Source organism: Streptomyces sp. NPDC047081, from assembly GCF_040643775.1.
In the GTDB taxonomy this organism is placed as follows: Bacteria; Actinomycetota; Actinomycetes; order Streptomycetales; family Streptomycetaceae; genus Streptomyces.
In genome coordinates this window covers 149,021-163,504 of sequence record NZ_JBEYUY010000017.1, presented here as the reverse complement: position 1 = coordinate 163,504, position 14,484 = coordinate 149,021, and the positions used below count along the sequence as shown (strand labels likewise).

The 14,484-nt window shown below is 73.2% G+C and carries 15 protein-coding genes; 6 read left to right on the top strand and 9 right to left on the bottom strand.

Annotated elements, in window-relative coordinates; genetic code table 11:
- Nucleotides 1-32: 32 nt before the first annotated feature.
- From ABZ848_RS29720 to ABZ848_RS29705, 4 genes are read left to right on the top strand one after another with little or no spacing between them, the layout of a single operon-like run.
- Nucleotides 33-2,723 carry a GNAT family N-acetyltransferase gene (locus tag ABZ848_RS29720; protein WP_360836814.1) on the top strand — a complete coding sequence of 897 codons (2,691 nt, stop codon included), beginning with the start codon at nt 33-35 and terminating at the stop codon, nt 2,721-2,723.
- 12 nt (nt 2,724-2,735) lie between these two features.
- Nucleotides 2,736-3,467, top strand: a complete 732-nt coding sequence (locus tag ABZ848_RS29715) for a CBS domain-containing protein (RefSeq protein WP_360836812.1) — start codon at nt 2,736-2,738, stop codon at nt 3,465-3,467.
- 16 nt (nt 3,468-3,483) lie between these two features.
- Nucleotides 3,484-3,996 carry a flavodoxin domain-containing protein gene (locus ABZ848_RS29710; RefSeq protein ID WP_360836810.1) on the top strand — a complete coding sequence of 171 codons (513 nt, stop codon included), beginning with the start codon at nt 3,484-3,486 and terminating at the stop codon, nt 3,994-3,996.
- A gap of 34 nt (nt 3,997-4,030) precedes the next feature.
- Nucleotides 4,031-4,234, top strand: coding sequence for a hypothetical protein (locus ABZ848_RS29705; RefSeq protein WP_242776683.1), 204 nt, complete (start codon nt 4,031-4,033; stop codon nt 4,232-4,234).
- A gap of 94 nt (nt 4,235-4,328) precedes the next feature.
- Here ABZ848_RS29705 and ABZ848_RS29700 read toward each other — a convergent pair whose 3' ends face one another.
- Nucleotides 4,329-5,327, bottom strand: a complete 999-nt coding sequence (locus tag ABZ848_RS29700; protein WP_360836807.1) for a GerMN domain-containing protein — start codon at nt 5,325-5,327, stop codon at nt 4,329-4,331.
- A gap of 255 nt (nt 5,328-5,582) precedes the next feature.
- Between ABZ848_RS29700 and ABZ848_RS29695 the strand changes: the two genes are divergently transcribed.
- Nucleotides 5,583-6,578 (top strand): hypothetical protein, encoded by a 996-nt coding sequence (locus ABZ848_RS29695; protein ID WP_360836806.1) that lies wholly within the window; start codon nt 5,583-5,585, stop codon nt 6,576-6,578.
- 2 nt (nt 6,579-6,580) lie between these two features.
- Complete coding sequence (locus ABZ848_RS29690; RefSeq protein ID WP_360836805.1) at nt 6,581-7,162, top strand: hypothetical protein; 582 nt, start codon at nt 6,581-6,583, stop codon at nt 7,160-7,162.
- An 18-nt stretch (nt 7,163-7,180) separates the two neighbouring features.
- Here ABZ848_RS29690 and hypE read toward each other — a convergent pair whose 3' ends face one another.
- Genes hypE through ABZ848_RS29650 form a run of 8 tightly spaced genes read right to left on the bottom strand, consistent with a single transcriptional unit; the run spans nt 7,181 to nt 14,449 of the window.
- Nucleotides 7,181-8,215: a hydrogenase expression/formation protein HypE gene (gene hypE, locus ABZ848_RS29685; RefSeq protein WP_360836803.1), complete on the bottom strand. Its 1,035-nt coding sequence runs from the start codon at nt 8,213-8,215 to the stop codon at nt 7,181-7,183.
- The gene (hypD, locus tag ABZ848_RS29680) at nt 8,212-9,315 is read right to left on the bottom strand and encodes a hydrogenase formation protein HypD (protein WP_360836801.1); all 1,104 of its coding nucleotides are present in this window, start codon (nt 9,313-9,315) and stop codon (nt 8,212-8,214) included. Before hypD ends, hypE begins: the two co-directional genes overlap by 4 nt.
- Nucleotides 9,312-9,932 (bottom strand): CBS domain-containing protein, encoded by a 621-nt coding sequence (locus ABZ848_RS29675; protein ID WP_360836800.1) that lies wholly within the window; start codon nt 9,930-9,932, stop codon nt 9,312-9,314. Before ABZ848_RS29675 ends, hypD begins: the two co-directional genes overlap by 4 nt.
- On the bottom strand, nt 9,925-11,286 hold the full coding sequence (locus tag ABZ848_RS29670) for a nickel-dependent hydrogenase large subunit (RefSeq protein WP_360836799.1): 1,362 nt from the start codon (nt 11,284-11,286) through the stop codon (nt 9,925-9,927). Before ABZ848_RS29670 ends, ABZ848_RS29675 begins: the two co-directional genes overlap by 8 nt.
- Nucleotides 11,283-12,050, bottom strand: coding sequence for an oxidoreductase (locus tag ABZ848_RS29665; RefSeq protein ID WP_360836798.1), 768 nt, complete (start codon nt 12,048-12,050; stop codon nt 11,283-11,285). Before ABZ848_RS29665 ends, ABZ848_RS29670 begins: the two co-directional genes overlap by 4 nt.
- 1 nt (nt 12,051) lies before the next feature.
- Nucleotides 12,052-12,858 carry an FAD/NAD(P)-binding protein gene (locus tag ABZ848_RS29660; RefSeq protein WP_360836797.1) on the bottom strand — a complete coding sequence of 269 codons (807 nt, stop codon included), beginning with the start codon at nt 12,856-12,858 and terminating at the stop codon, nt 12,052-12,054.
- Nucleotides 12,855-13,319: a cyclic nucleotide-binding domain-containing protein gene (locus ABZ848_RS29655; RefSeq protein ID WP_360836795.1), complete on the bottom strand. Its 465-nt coding sequence runs from the start codon at nt 13,317-13,319 to the stop codon at nt 12,855-12,857. The genes ABZ848_RS29660 and ABZ848_RS29655 overlap by 4 nt, the downstream gene beginning before the upstream one ends.
- Nucleotides 13,319-14,449 (bottom strand): 4Fe-4S dicluster domain-containing protein, encoded by a 1,131-nt coding sequence (locus ABZ848_RS29650; protein WP_360836793.1) that lies wholly within the window; start codon nt 14,447-14,449, stop codon nt 13,319-13,321. The genes ABZ848_RS29655 and ABZ848_RS29650 overlap by 1 nt, the downstream gene beginning before the upstream one ends.
- Between the last annotated feature and the right edge of the window lie 35 nt (nt 14,450-14,484).

The window sequence follows — 14,484 nt, the reverse complement described above, 5'->3', positions numbered from 1 at the left end:
CGAAGCGTAGAGACTTCTGGAGGAGATCCGCGATGACGGACGACAAGCCCGGTGGGCCCCCGGTCCACGCCCTGCTCGCGGACGGCACCACCGTGTGCATCCGCCCCGTGGCTTCGCACGACCACGAGCAACTGCAGGGACTGTACGAGGAGATGTCCCCCGAGAACCTGCGGCTGAGGTTCTTCGGCGCGAGCAGGCGCTCCGCCGAGATGGCCGCCGACCGCGCCTGCGCGGCACCGCACCCGGGATACCGGGCGCTGCTGGCCGAGCGGCAGGGGCAGGTGATCGGTCTCGCCGAGTACGACACCGCCGGCGCCGGCACCGAGGCGGAGATCTCCATCGCGGTCGCCGACGGACTGCACCACCGGGGCGTCGGCACTCTCCTCGTCGAGCATCTCGTGTCCGCCGCGCGCGAGGAGGGCGTCACGGCCTTCATCGCCGACGCGCTCAGCGAGAACCGCGAGGTGCTCCGGCTCTTCGCCGACCTCGGCCTGCGCGCCACCCGGCGCTTCGAGGGTCCCGAAGTGCGCTGCACCATCGTGCTGGACGAGGACGACACCTACCTCTCCGCGGTGGAGGAACGGGGCCGGGCCGCCGACGTGGCCAGCCTCGAACCGCTATTGCGGCCGAACGCCGTCGCCGTCGTCGGCGCCGGACGCAGGGCGGGCTCTGTCGGCCGGGCGATCCTGCACCAGCTGCACGCCGGCGGCTTCACCCGGCGCCTGTTCGCGGTCAACCCCGCGGCCACCGCCATCCTCGGCGTGCCGTGCCATCCGTCCGTCTCGGCGCTGCCCATGACGCCCGACCTCGCAGTGCTCGCGGTGCCCGCCGCCACGGTCCCCGAGACCGCCGAGGAGTGCGGCAAGGCGGGCGTGCGCGCCCTCCTCGTCGTCACCGCGGGCCTCGATCCCGACCAGGTCCGGTCACTGCTGGCGACCTGCCGCACCTACGGCATGCGTCTCGTCGGCCCCAACTGCCTCGGCATCTCCAACACGGACCCTGCGCTGCGGCTCGACGCCACCTTCGCCGCCGGCCACCCGCGCCCCGGAACGGCGGGGGTGGCCGTGCAGTCCGGCGGCGTCGGGATCGCCCTGCTCGACGGGCTGTCCCGGCTCGGCATCGGCGTCTCCACCTTCACCTCGCTCGGCGACAAGTACGACGTCAGCGGCAACGACATGCTCCAGTGGTGGGAGAGCGACCACCGCACCGACCTCGCCCTGCTGCACCTGGAGTCCTTCGGCAACCCGCGGGCCTTCTCCCGCACCGCACGCCGGGTCACCCGCCGCATCCCGGTGCTCACCGTCGACGCGGGCCGCACCGACGCGGGCCGGCGCGCCGCCGCCTCGCACACCGCGGCCGCCGCCACCCGCACCATGACCCGCGGCGCCCTGTTCACCCAGGCGGGCATCACCGCCACCCGCTCGGTCGGCGAACTCCTGGAAGCCGCCGCCCTGTTGCACTCCCAGCCGCTGCCCGCCGAGGCACGCGTCGCGATCGTCACCAACGCGGGCGGAGCGGGCGTGCTCGCGGCGGACGCCTGCGCCGAGGCCGGGCTGCGGCTGCCGGCGCCCACCCCGCAGCTGGTCGACGACCTGCTCGCCGTACTGCCCGAGGGCGCCGCCGTCGGCAACCCCGTCGACGCGACCGCCGCGGTCAGTGAGGAGGAGCTCGCGAACTGCGTGGACCGCCTCATGCGGCACAGCGGCGTCGACGCGGTGCTGGTGGCCCTCGTCCCCACGGCCGTCGCCGCGGCCACCGGCGACGATCTCGTCCGCGCGCTGACCCGGGCCCCCGCACGGCGGGCCAAGCCCGTCGCCGTGATCCGCCTCGAACAGGCCCTGCCCGTCGAACTGCTCCCGGCCGACGGCGGCAGCGTGCCGTCGTACGCCGAACCCCAGGCCGCGGCGCGGGCACTGGCCCACGCGGTCGCGCGCTCCGCCTGGCTGGCCCGGCCCCGCGGGACCCTGCCCGATCTCGAAGGCGTCGAGACGGAGCGTGCCCACGCCGTCGTCGACAGGTACCTGGACAGGCACCCGGACGGTGGCTGGCTCGACCCGCGGACCTGCGCCGAACTCCTCGACTGCTACGGCATCCCGCAGCTGTCCTGGGCCTGGGCCGAGACCGAGGACGACGCCGTCCTCGCCGCCGACCGGCTGCGCGGCGCCGACGGCCGGGTGGTCATGAAGGGCTACTGGCCGGGACTGCTGCACAAGAGCGCCGAGCACGCCGTCCATCTGGACCTGCGCGGCGACTCCCAGGTCCGGGCCGCCTTCCGGGACCTGGAGACCCGATTCTCTGGGCTGCTGACGGGCGTGGTGCTCCAGCCGCTCGCCGACCGCGGCACCGAACTGTTCGCCGGCGTCGTCCAGGACCAGGTCTTCGGGCCGCTCGTGCTGTTCGGCCTCGGCGGTACCGCCACCGAGGTCCTCGCCGACCACGCCGCCCGCCTCGCCCCGCTCACCGACCACGACGTGCACGACCTGATCACGGCGCCGCGCTGCGCCCCGCTCCTGTTCGGTGCGGACGGCGCGCGCCCCGTCGACCTGGAAGGCCTCGAACAACTGCTGCTGCGGCTGTCCCGGATGGCGAGCGATCTGCCGCAGCTGGCCGAGGCCGACTTCAACCCCGTACTCGCGACACCGGGCGGAGTCAGTGTGCTCGATGCGCGTGTTCGCCTGCTGCCCCGAAGGCCCCAGGACCCGTATCTGCGCCGGCTCCGCTGAGGAGGAAGAGACATGAAGCACAACAAGGTCGGCTCCGTGATGGCCACGGAGGTCGTCCGCGCCGAATACGGCACCCCGTTCAAGGAGGTGGCGCGCCGGCTCGGCGAGCACCGCATCAGCGGACTGCCCGTGGTCGACGAGGACGACAAGGTCATCGGAGTCATCTCCGAGACCGATCTGATGATCCGCCAGGCGGGCACGCCCGATCCCTACGAGCCGAAGAAGCGCTTCCGGCCGGCGCGCCTGACCTCCGGCGCCAGGAGGCAGGCCGCCAAGGCCAGGGCACGCACCGCGGGGCAGCTGATGACCGAACCGCCCGTCACGGTGCACGCCGACGACACGATCGTCGAGGCCGCCCGGACCATGGCCCAGCACCACGTGGAGCGGCTGCCCGTCCTCGACGAGGCGGACCGGCTCGTCGGCATCGTCACCCGCCGCGACCTGCTGACGGTCTTCCTGCGGCCCGACGCCGACATCCGCACCGAGGTGGTCGAGGAGGTGCTGGTGTACGCCCTGTGGCTGCCCCCGCGCAGCATCGACGTTTCCGTGACCGAGGGCGTGGTCACCCTCACCGGCCATATGGAACGCAAGAGCGAGAAGGAGATCGCCCTGTCCATGACCCGGCAGATCGACGGAGTCGTCGCCGTCGTGGACAAGCTCACCTTCCGGCTGGACGACGCGAGGGTCCGGCCCGACGAACAGGCCGTGCACGGCGTAGCCGACGACTGGCTGCGCAGGATATGAGAGGAGGCGGACCGACATGCCCGGCAATGTGCTGGTCGCCTACGGGACGACGAACGGATCCACCGCGCAGATCGCCGAGGCCGTGGCCGCGGTCCTCGGCAAGGAGGGCCTCACCGCCGAGGCGCTGCCCGCCGGGTCCGTCACCGATGTGACGCGGTACGACGCCGTCGTCGTCGGTGGTGGGCTGTACGCCGGACGCTGGCACCGGGACGCCCGCCGGTTCGTGCGCCGCAACCGCCGCGCACTGGCCGAGTGCCCGGTGTGGTTCTTCAGCAGCGGCCCGCTCGACGCCTCGGCGTCCGAGAAGGACATCCCGCCCGTGCCAGGCGTGCGCCGCGCCATGACCCGGCTCGACGCCCGCGGACACGTCACCTTCGGCGGCTGTCTGCAGGAGGGTGCCAAGGGACGCATCGCCCGGATGATCGTCCGCAACGGCAAGGGCGGCGACTTCCGTGACTTCCCCGAGATCGAGGCGTGGGCGGCACGGGTCGCCGGCGAACTGCTCGACGAACAGGAGAAGAAGAACTGACCGCACCGCACAACCTCCCGGAGGGAGGCGCGTCATGAACATCCGTCAGATCCCCACGATCACCGCCGAGGCGGTGCTGTACACGATCGCCGCGATCCTCGTGGTCCTCTGCCTCGGGCTGACCGCCTCGATCGTGGGCCTGCCACTGGTCCCGCTGGTGGTCCCGGCCGTCGTGGCGCTGGTCCTGCTGGCGCGACGCCTGGGGCGCGGCCACCACCCGCCCACCGCGAAGGTGTAGCGAGGTTTCCGGCGGGCGTACGGGTCCGGCGTGTCCGCAATGGACGACCCCGGCGCGTTGTACGCGCCGGGGCTTCTCGTGCCGTGGGCCGGTGTCAGCGGTTCACGATCAGCGGCACGGTGTCGACGGTCACGGGGCGGCCGTCCTTCGGCGACAGGAAGTACGCCGTGAGCAGGCCCGGCCCCGTACGGGTGGCCTTGTAGGGGAAGGTCACGTCGAACGTGCCCCGGGCGCCGGTGCCCGACGTCGCCCTGACCCGGACGTCCGCGGCGGTGCGTCCCGTGGAATCGGTGACCTTCAGCCGGAACACGGCCTCGAAGGTGTCGGCGCTGCCCCAGACCCGTACCGGGGTGCGTACCGTCTCGCCGATCAGCGGGGACTCGACCAGGACCGCCGGGGACAGGTCCTCGAAGTCCGCCCGGCCGACGGGCCCGTTGAGCACCACGCCCTCGCCCCCAAATGCCTTCACCGGCTTGCCGTCGAGTTCGAAGGCGACCTTGTGCACGGTGGGGAAGCGGGTGACGGTGAACACGACCTGCGCCAGTCGCGCCCGCATGGACAGACTGCCGCCTCCGTCGTCGTACCGGCCCGAGAGATCGACCGTGGCGACGTGGTCCCGGACGACGAGGGAGCGCAGCCGTGTCCCGGCGGGTACGGCCGTGGTCCGGCCGTGGCGGCCCTCGTAGCCGCTGGGGCCGGCGAGCAGGGCCCGGACCGCGGCGGTGGCGGTGGCGGGCGCGCTCACGGTGCGTGGAGCGGGGGAGACCTGCTCACCGTGCAGGAAGTAGACCGCCGTTGGGATCTGCTTGGCGGTGGTGCCGCCCGACCCTCCCGTCCCTCCCGACCCGCCCGTCGCGGGCGACGAAGGCGTGGTGGTGGAGGGCGCGGGGGACGCGGGGGCTCCCGAGGTGCCGCCGGACGTCCCTGTGTCCGCCGAGGGGCCCGAAGGACGGCCGGTGTCGGCCGGAGCGGTGCCGGGTGCGGTGTCCGAGCCGCACGCGGCGAGGATGAGTGCGGGAAGCGCCAACGCCGTGGCGAGCAGGGCTCGGTGGTGACGGCGGGTGCGTGCGACGGGTTGTGGCCGGCTGGACATGGCAACCTCCTCCGACACGTCCAGCCAACCGCGCGGCGCCGGTTGCCCGAAGTGCCGCACGGCTCGCGTGCCAGGGCCGAACGGGCGCGCTGCGCAGGGCCGTTCGGCGCGGTGGGTGCCCGATGCAGGCGCCCTCGGCGGCCGGGGCCGAAGGAGGGCCGCTGAGGCCGGGCAGGCGGGACGGACGGCCCATGTCCCGGGGACCGGAGGGCGCGGAGGCTGAAGGTGCACGCTTCGTGAAAGGCGGGACGCATCATGTCGGTCACCCACGAAAAGCCCGGCCGCGCCGCTCTCCATCTGGCCCGCGCCGGCTGCCTCGCGCCCTCCGCGCACAACACCCAGCCCTGGTTCTTCGCCGAGGAGGGCCACGACCACGGCTTCGAGGTGCACCTGGACGGCGGGCGGCGGATGCTGCTGACCGACCCCCTCGGCCGGGAGGCCGTGATCGCCTGCGGGGCAGCCCTGTTCAACGTGCGCATCGCCGTACGGCACCTGGGCTTCCGGCCCGTGGTCGACCTGCTGCCGCAACCGGGCGACTCCGCCCACCTGGCCCGTGTCGGCTTCACGACCCACTCACCGTGCACCCCCGAGGAGACGCTGCTGGCCGGCGCCATGATCCACCGGCACACCCACCGGGGCCGCTTCGGCGCCGAGCCGGTCGCACAGCCGCTCCTCGACGAACTGCACGAGCAGGCCCGGGTCGAGGGGGCCACCCTTCAGGTCATCGACGATCCGGAGCAGTTGGAGCTCCTCGCCGACCTGGTCCGCACCGCGGAGGACACACACCGCGCGGACTTCGGGCACACCGTCGAACTGGCGCGCCGCGTCGGTCCGTACGGCGTGCCCGTCGAGGGGTGCCGCCAGCACCCGGACGCCACCCGGCTGGCCGGCCGCGACTACCTCGGCCTCGCCCGCCGCTACCTCGTTCCGTCCCGCGGCCAGGGCGGCGGCACCGGCACCGTCGCCGTACTCTCGACCCCGTACGACCGCCGCCCGGACTGGCTGCGGGCCGGACAGGCGCTGCAGCGCATGCTGCTGTACGCCGCGGCCCACGACGTCATGGCCGCCTTCCACACACAGCCCCTCGAACTGCCCGAGCTGCGCGCCCGGTTGCGCACGGGCCTCACCGCAGGCCGCCACCCGCAGGTGGTGTTGCGGCTCGGGCATGTGCCGCAGCCGCAGACCTGGTACACACCCCGGCGCCCGGCCACCCAAGTGCTCGTCCACGACGACGTCCCGGTGCGGTGGTGACGATGGGGTGGACCAGGGGCCGGGTGCGCTGGTGGCGGATCCGGCGCAACCCGCTGCGGCGCCGCAGCTACCTCGTCGAGGCCTGGCTGCTCGCGGCGACCGGGATCCTCGCGGTGGCGGCGGCCGTCGCCGCGGGCGTGCTGACCGCCGTGGCGGTCGAGCGCAACCTCGACGGACTGCGGGCGGTGCGGCACCCCGTGCCGGCCGTGCTCACCGAGGACGCGGAACGGGTGACCTCCGGGTCCGACGGCACGGACGACGGCCACGCGTGGGCCACGGTGCGCTGGACCGCGGCGGACGGAACGACGCGTACGGGCATCACCCGGGTCGACGCCGGGAGCAAGGCCGGCAGCGCCACCCGCGTGTGGCTGGACGCGAAGGGCCGTCTCGTGCCGGAGCCCGCGTCGGCCGACGAGGCCGAGCTGGAGGGTTCCGTGCTCGGTACGGCGGCCGCCGTGAGCGCGGGTGTGTCGGTGATCCTCGTCGGCTGCTGGGCGTACGCGCGCCTGGAACGGCGGCGGCTGGACCAGTGGGACACCGAGTGGGCCCTGATCGGCCCCCAGTGGGGCCGCAGGACCGGCTGAGCCTCAGCAGATACGGTCTCAGCAGATACGGGGGAGTTGCTCACCCAGCGGCATGTCGACGATCCGCCGTGCACCCACCAGCGTCCGCAGGGTGACCCGCCCCCGCGACTCCTGCTCCAGTACCTCGCCGATCCGTACCGCCTGCGCCCCCTCGGGCAGCGAGCGCAGGGCGCCCAACGCCTCCTCGGCCGACCCCGCGTCGACGAAGGCCACCAGGCAGCCCTCGTTGGCGACGACCAGCGGATCCAGGCCGAGCAGGTCACAGGCGGAGGCCACCGCCCCGGGCACGGGGACGGCGCTCTCCTCAATCTCCACCGCGACGGACGAGTCCCGGGCGATCTCGTTGAGCGCGGCGGCCAGTCCGCCCCGGGTGGGGTCGCGCAGCACGTGCACGGCCTCGCCCAGGGGGGCCAGGGCGTGCACCAGCCGGTGCAGCGGCCGGGTGTCCGAGGCGATGTCGCTCTCGAACCCGAGCCCCTCACGGGTGCTGAGCACGGTCGTGCCGTGCAGCCCGATCGGCGCGGACAGCAGCACGGCATCCCCCGGGCGTGCCAACGCGGCGGACGGGCACAGCAGTTCGTGCCGCTGTCCGACGCCGGTGGTGTTGATGAACAGACGGTCCGCGGCGCCGCGGCCGACGACCTTGGTGTCGCCGGTGATCACGGGCACGCCCACGTCCTGGGCCGCCTTGCCCAACGAGGCCATGACGGACCGCAGTTCGGCCAGCGGCAGCCCCTCCTCGACGATCAGGGACACCGACAGGGCGAGCGGCCGGGCCCCGCGCATCGCGAGGTCGTTGACCGTGCCGTGCACGGCGAGGGACCCGATGTCCCCGCCGGGGAAGAAGAGCGGGCTGACGACGAAGCTGTCGGTGCTCATCACGAGGCCGGGATGGCCGGGCAGCAGCGCGGCGTCCTCCAGCGGGCCCGTGCCGCCGCCCACGGCGGGCAGCACCAGCTGGTCGAGCAGCTCGGCGGTGAGCCGTCCGCCCGCGCCGTGGCCGAGCAGCACGACCTCGTCCTCGTGGTTGGGGGTGGGGCATTGGATGTTCATGCCGTGCTCCTCGTCGGAGTGCGTCCGGCCGCGTGGAAGGCGGCGCAGGTGCCCTCGGACGACACCATCGGTGCGCCCAGGGGGTGGCGGGGGGTGCAGCGGGTGCCGTACGCGGCGCAGTCCGTGGGCAGTCTGGCCCCGGTGAGGATGGCGCCCGCGATGCACTCGGGGTCCTCGACGGGACACAGGCCGCCGACGTCGAAGCGGCGGGCGGCGTCGAACCGCTCGTACTCCTCGGCCAGTTCGAGCCCGCTGTCGGGCAGCGCCCCGATGCCGCGCCAGGCCCGGTCGGTGACCCGGAAGACGCGGCGGACGGCGTCCTGGGCGGCGGTGTTGCCGGAGCGGCGCACGGCCCGTACGTACTGGTTCTCCACCTCGGCCCGGCCGTCCTCCAGCTGCCGCACCGCCATCAGGATGCCCTCCAGCAGGTCCAGCGGCTCGAAGCCGGTGACCACGACGGGGACCTCGTAGCGGGCGGCGATCGGCTCGTATTCGGTCCAGCCCATCACCGCGCACACGTGCCCGGCGGCGAGGAAGGCCTGCACCTCGCAGTCGGGGTCGTCGAGCAGCGCCGTCATGGCGGGCGGTACGAGGACATGGCTGACCAGCATCGAGAAGTTGGCCAGGCCCAGGCGGGCCGCGTGCAGTACGGCCATCGCGTTGGCCGGCGCGGTCGTCTCGAAGCCGACGGCGAGGAAGACCACCTCGCGGTCGGGGTGCGCGGCGGCCAGGCGTACGGCGTCCATCGGTGCGTACACGACCCGGACGTCCGCGCCGCGGGCCCGCAGCGACAACAGGTCGGTGTCCGTGCCGGGGACGCGCAGCATGTCGCCGAAGCTTGTGAGGATCACCCCGGGGCGGGCCGCGATGGCCATGGCACGGTCCAGGGTCTCCAGCGGGGTGACGCAGACCGGGCAGCCCGGGCCGTGGATCATCCGCATCCCGGCGGGCAGCAGCTCGTCGATGCCCTGGCGGACCAGGGTGTGGGTCTGCCCGCCGCACACCTCCATGATCCGCCAGGGCCGGGTGGCGGTCTGCCGCAGCTCGTCCAACAGGCGCCGGGCGAGGACGGGATCGCGGTACTCGTCGAGGTACTTCATCGGTGCGTGAGGTCGAGCCGGATGTCCACGACCCCCTCCACCGCCCGCACCGCGCGCGCCACCACGGGCACCAGCATCCGGTCGGGCAGGGAGCCGCTCAGCGTGACCACGCCCTCCTGGACGCCCACCGTCAGGGGAGAGGTCACCGGGAGCTGGCCGAGCACGCTGTGCCGGATCTCCCCGGCGATCTCCTCGTCGTCCCGCAGGAACACCTTCAGCAGGTCACTGCGGCTCACCACACCCTGCAGCAGGCCCACCGCGTCCACGACGGGCAGTCGCTTGACGTGCCGGCGGGCCATGATCCGGGCGGCCTCGGCCAGCGAGGCGTCGGCGTGCACGGTCACGGCCGGGGCGCTCATCAGCTCGCCCGCGGTCACCGCACCCGCCTTCTTGCGCTCTGTGGGATCGCCCTCGTCGGTGTCCCGGAACTCCTCCTTGGCCAGCAGATCCGCCTCGGACACCACCCCCACGACCCGGCCCTCGCCCGCCAGGACGGGCAGGGCGCTGACCTTCCACTGGTCGAGCAGTTCGACGATCTCCTTGAAGGGCGCCTCGCTGCCGACGGCGACGACGGTGTGCGTCATCACATCGCTCACGGTGTACGGAGATTCAGGCATCGCAGCCTCCCGTGGTCGGACCCGAGGTACGGACGACCGTCAGGTCGAGGAAGTGGGTGGAGCACGAGATGCACGGGTCGTGGTTGCGGATCGCCCGCTCGCACAGTGCCGTCAACTCGTCGTCGTCCGGGTCGTGTTCACCGATCGCGTGCTGCGCCAGCCGGCGCAGGTCGTCCTCGATCGCGCCCTGGTTCTGGGCCGTCGGCGGCACCATCAGGGCATCGGTGACGATGCCGTCGGCGTCCAGCTCGTAGCGGTGGTAGAGCATTCCGCGCGGTGCCTCGGTGGCGCCGTGGCCGACGCCCGCGACCGGGGGCACCTCCGTGTACGGGTGCGCCGGCGGTTCGTACGCCTCGATGATCCGCAGCGCCTCGGAGACGGCGTACACGCTCTCCACGGCCCGGACCAGGATCGACCGGAACGGGTTGCGGCACACCGCGCCCTCGCGCGGATCGCCCAGCCCCGCCTCCACGGCCGCCTCCAGCGCGACCGGCGACAGCCGTGCCCCGCCGATCGCGAACCTGGCCAGGGAGCCGGTGAGATGCAGCCGGCCGTCGAGCCGCGAGTGCAGCGCGGTGGAGCGCTCCACGTGGGTCTCGGTGACGTGCTCGGTGAACTCCCGCACCGGGAAGGAGGCGGTGGAGCCGTCCGCGCGCAGCACCGTCGGGGTGCCGCCCTCGATGGCGTACGTGTCCGGCTCGGCCAGCGCCAGCAGATCGGCCTCGACCCGGGCGTCCGGGAACTCGAAGGCGGCCACCCAGCGCACGGTCTCCCACGCGTCGTCGAGCGCCTGCTTCAACTCCTCGTGCAGCGGGCGCAGTTCCTCGCGCGTCGGCACCCGGTGGAAGCCGCCGAGCCGCACGTTCACGGGATGCACCGCCCGGCCGCCGATCACCTCCATCAGGGAGTTGCCGGCCTTCTTCAGCCTCAACCCCCGTTCCACCTCGGCCCGATGGGTGCGGGCCAGCTCGATCGCGCTGGTCCGGCCCAGGAAGTCCGGGGCGTGCAGCAGATAGATGTGCAGGACCTGGCTCTCGATCCACTCCCCGCAGTACAGCAGCCGGCGCAGGTCCCGGATCACCGGATCGACGCTCACCCCGCACGCGTCCTCGATCGCCGCGCACGCGCTCATCTGGTACGCCACCGGGCAGATCCCGCACACCCGCGCCGTGATGTCCGGCGGCTCGGTGTACGAACGGCCGCGCAGGAACGCCTCGAAGAACCGCGGCGGTTCGTAGATCTCCAGCCGCGCGTCGGTGACCGTGCCGTCGTGCACACGCAGCCGCAGGGCTCCTTCGCCCTCGACCCGGGACAGCGAGCCGACGTGCAGGACACGGGATCCGCGGTGCGTCACTTGCCCAACTCCTCTTCGAAGGCGGCGGTGTTGAAGGTGTGCAGGAAGCGCCCCACGGCGTCCTCGTCGAGGCCGTCGCGGCGCAGCAACGGGATCAGCGCGGGCAGGTTCACCGACCCGGACGGGCCGAAGCAGCCGAAGCACCCGCGGTGGTACGCCGGACAGAGCGCCCCGCACCCGGCGTGTGTGACCGGGCCCAGACAGGGCGTGCCGTGCGCGACCGTGACACAGACCGTGCCGCGGCGCTTGCACTCGAAGCACACGCTGTGGTCCGGCACGTCCGGCTTGCGCCCGGCGAGGTAAGCGGTGATCACCTCGATGAGCTGCCGGCGGTCGATGGGGCAGCCGCGCAGCTCGAAGTCGACGTCCACATGGGCGGACACGGGCGTCGAGGTGGCGAGCGTGGAGATGTACTCGGGGTGCGCGTAGACGGTGCGCCGGAACTCGTCGACGTCCGCGAAGTTCCTGAGGGCCTGGATGCCGCCGGCCGTGGCGCACGCCCCGATGGTCACCAGGTGCCGGGAGGCGGCGCGGATGGCCTGTATCCGCTCGGCGTCCGCGGCGGTGGTGATCGAGCCCTCGACCAGCGAGAGGTCGTAGGGGCCGGGCGCCACCGCGCTGGACGCCTCCAGGAAGTGCGAGATGTCCACCTCGCCCGCCAGCGCCAGGAGTTCGTCCTCGCAGTCGAGCAGGGTCAGCTGGCAGCCGTCGCAGGAGGCCAGCTTGAACACGGCGAGCCGGGGCCTGGTCTTCACGTCGGCCATCTCACAACTCCCTTACCGAGAGCAGGGGTTCGGCACGCTCCCAGTCCACGACGGGACCCGCCTGGCACACCAGGAGCGGGCCGAGCTGGCAGTGCCCGCAGTGCCCGGTCGCGCAGCGCATGTTCCGCTCCAGCGACACCTGCACCTGGTCGCGGGGCACACCGAGGTGCGCGAGCTCCCGCGAGGTGGCCCGGATCATCGGCTCGGGACCGCACACGAAGGCCGTCGTCTCCTCCGGCTCGAAGTGCGCCCGCCCCAGCAGCTGGGTGACCACGCCGACGTCTCCGCGCCAGTCCACCTCGGGCTGGTCCACCGTGATCCCGGTGTACGCCGTGGCCCAACTGGCCACCTCCGCGCGGGCGATGAGGTCGCTCGGGGTCCGCGCCCCGATCAGGATGTTGACCCGCTGGTAGGCGGCCGGCTCGGCCAGCACGGCGAGGATCAGCGGCCGCAGCGGGGCGAACCCGATGCCGCCCGCCACGATCACGATGTCCCGGCCGCGCGCCCGCTCCGGTTCCCACGGAGTGCCGTAGGGCCCGCGGATGCCGACGACGTCCCCGACCCGCGCCGAGCACAGTCCGTCGGAGACGGCGCCCACGGAACGCACCGTGTGCGCGAGACCTCCGGTGGCCTGCACGGAACTCACGGAGACCGGGATCTCGCCGCGGCCGAAGGAGTGCACCATCGCGAACTGCCCGGGCAGGAACTCGGGGAGCGCGGCGGCGACCGGTTCGAAGCGCAGCGTCACCGTGTCCGCGGTCTCCGCCCGCAGGGCGACCACGCGATGGGGGACCGGCACGGCCGTCATCGCTCGTCCTTCGTCTCGTAGATCCCGTACAGGTCCACCAGCCGGGCGCGGGCCGCGTTGAGCCGGTGCGCGAGCACGCGGCCGACCCAGTGCTCCACGGCCCGCCCGAACTCGGGGTCGTCGAGGCACATCAGCCGTATGGCGACCGCGTCGAACTCGTAGGCCTGCAGGGGCGTCACGGCCACCGCGCCGAGCTGCCAGACGAACGGCTCGTACAGCCAGGACCAGCCGAGCAGGTCGCCGATGCCGATGGTCTCGACGACCGGCGGGCGGCGGCCGGGCACGTGCATGTCCAGGGCGGCGGTGCCGCCGCGCAGGATCCAGAACCTGTTCGCGTTCCCGCCCTCCTCGAAGAGACGGGTGCCCGGCCGGAACTCGGCCTCGCGGCCGACGCGCAGCAGCCGCTCACGGTGCTCGGGCGGCAGGGCGTGGTTCATGCGCAGGGCGATCGAGGGGGGCATCAGTGCGCCTCCGTTCCGCGTTCGGCGTCCAGCGCGGCCACTTCCTCGGTGATGTCGATGCCGGCCGGGCACCAGGCGATGCACCGTCCGCAGCCGACGCATCCGGAGGTGTCGAACTGGTCGTGCCAGGTGGACAGTTTGTGGGTCAGCCACTGCCGGTACCGACTGCGCGGCGAACGGCGCACCGAGCCGCCGTGCAGATACGAGAAGTCCAGGTCGAAGCAGGAGTCCCAGCGCTGCCAGCGCTCGGTGTGGTCACCGGTCAGGTCGGTGACCTCCTCCGTGGTGGTGCAGAAGCAGGTCGGACAGACCATGGTGCAGTTGCCGCAGGTCAGACAGCGCTCGGCGACGTCGTTCCAGCGTTCGGCGTCCAGGCTCGCCCCCATCAGCTCCCGCAGGCCGACCGGAGGCATCGAGCGGCCCATCCGGTCCCGGGCCGCCTCCACCGAGGAGCGGGCGGTGCTCTCCGTGACGGCGTCGGCGTCCCGGTGCGGGACCTGCTCCAGCAGCCGGGCGCCCTCCTCGCTGCCCGCCCGCACCAGGAACCGGTGCCCCTTCTCGTCCACCACCTCGGTCAGCGCCAGGTCGTAGCCGGGATCGGCCGCCGGCCCGCCGCCCATGGAGACGCAGAAGCAGGTCGCCCCCGGCTCGGTGCACTCGGCGGCGATCAGCAGCGCACCCCGGCGCCGCTTCCCGTACCCGTCGTCCGCGTACCGACCACCGGTCAGCACCCGGTCCTGCACCGCGATGGCCCGCAGGTCACAGGGCCGGACACCGAGAAAGGCGTACGACGGCGCCGCGGTTTCGTGCGCGGTGAACGACACCTCGCCCCGCGCCGTCCGGTCGGCGCTCCACAACCGCTCCCGCGAGGGGTGCAGGAAGTTCTTCCAGGACTGCGGCCCGGCGCTGTGCGCGAAGGCGGCACCGTCCTCCCGGGCCACCAACCGGTAGTGCCCGGCCTCCAGCTCGACACCCCACCCGTACGGCAGCGCGTCGGCCGAGGTCAGCTCGGACAGCACGATCGCCCCGTCCCGCACGGTCGGCCCGACAACGGTCCGCCCGTCCGCCACGAGCACCTTCACCAGGGCACTGAGCCCGTCCCGATCGAGCACGGCCGGGGCTGCGGTCATGACGCTCCTCCTCGTAGCTCGCTCCGCTTCCAGCC

What these genes read in the sequence shown, in the direction of transcription:
- ABZ848_RS29720 (WP_360836814.1), top strand. Translation starts at nt 33, where the DNA reads ATGACGGACGACAAGCCCGGTGGGCCCCCGGTCCACGCCCTGCTCGCG.
- ABZ848_RS29715 (WP_360836812.1), top strand. Translation starts at nt 2,736, where the DNA reads ATGAAGCACAACAAGGTCGGCTCCGTGATGGCCACGGAGGTCGTCCGC.
- ABZ848_RS29710 (WP_360836810.1), top strand. Translation starts at nt 3,484, where the DNA reads ATGCCCGGCAATGTGCTGGTCGCCTACGGGACGACGAACGGATCCACC.
- ABZ848_RS29705 (WP_242776683.1), top strand. Translation starts at nt 4,031, where the DNA reads ATGAACATCCGTCAGATCCCCACGATCACCGCCGAGGCGGTGCTGTAC.
- ABZ848_RS29700 (WP_360836807.1), bottom strand. Translation starts at nt 5,327, where the DNA reads ATGTCCAGCCGGCCACAACCCGTCGCACGCACCCGCCGTCACCACCGA.
- ABZ848_RS29695 (WP_360836806.1), top strand. Translation starts at nt 5,583, where the DNA reads ATGTCGGTCACCCACGAAAAGCCCGGCCGCGCCGCTCTCCATCTGGCC.
- ABZ848_RS29690 (WP_360836805.1), top strand. Translation starts at nt 6,581, where the DNA reads ATGGGGTGGACCAGGGGCCGGGTGCGCTGGTGGCGGATCCGGCGCAAC.
- hypE (WP_360836803.1), bottom strand. Translation starts at nt 8,215, where the DNA reads ATGAACATCCAATGCCCCACCCCCAACCACGAGGACGAGGTCGTGCTG.
- hypD (WP_360836801.1), bottom strand. Translation starts at nt 9,315, where the DNA reads ATGAAGTACCTCGACGAGTACCGCGATCCCGTCCTCGCCCGGCGCCTG.
- ABZ848_RS29675 (WP_360836800.1), bottom strand. Translation starts at nt 9,932, where the DNA reads ATGCCTGAATCTCCGTACACCGTGAGCGATGTGATGACGCACACCGTC.
- ABZ848_RS29665 (WP_360836798.1), bottom strand. Translation starts at nt 12,050, where the DNA reads ATGGCCGACGTGAAGACCAGGCCCCGGCTCGCCGTGTTCAAGCTGGCC.
- ABZ848_RS29660 (WP_360836797.1), bottom strand. Translation starts at nt 12,858, where the DNA reads ATGACGGCCGTGCCGGTCCCCCATCGCGTGGTCGCCCTGCGGGCGGAG.
- ABZ848_RS29655 (WP_360836795.1), bottom strand. Translation starts at nt 13,319, where the DNA reads ATGCCCCCCTCGATCGCCCTGCGCATGAACCACGCCCTGCCGCCCGAG.
- ABZ848_RS29650 (WP_360836793.1), bottom strand. Translation starts at nt 14,449, where the DNA reads ATGACCGCAGCCCCGGCCGTGCTCGATCGGGACGGGCTCAGTGCCCTG.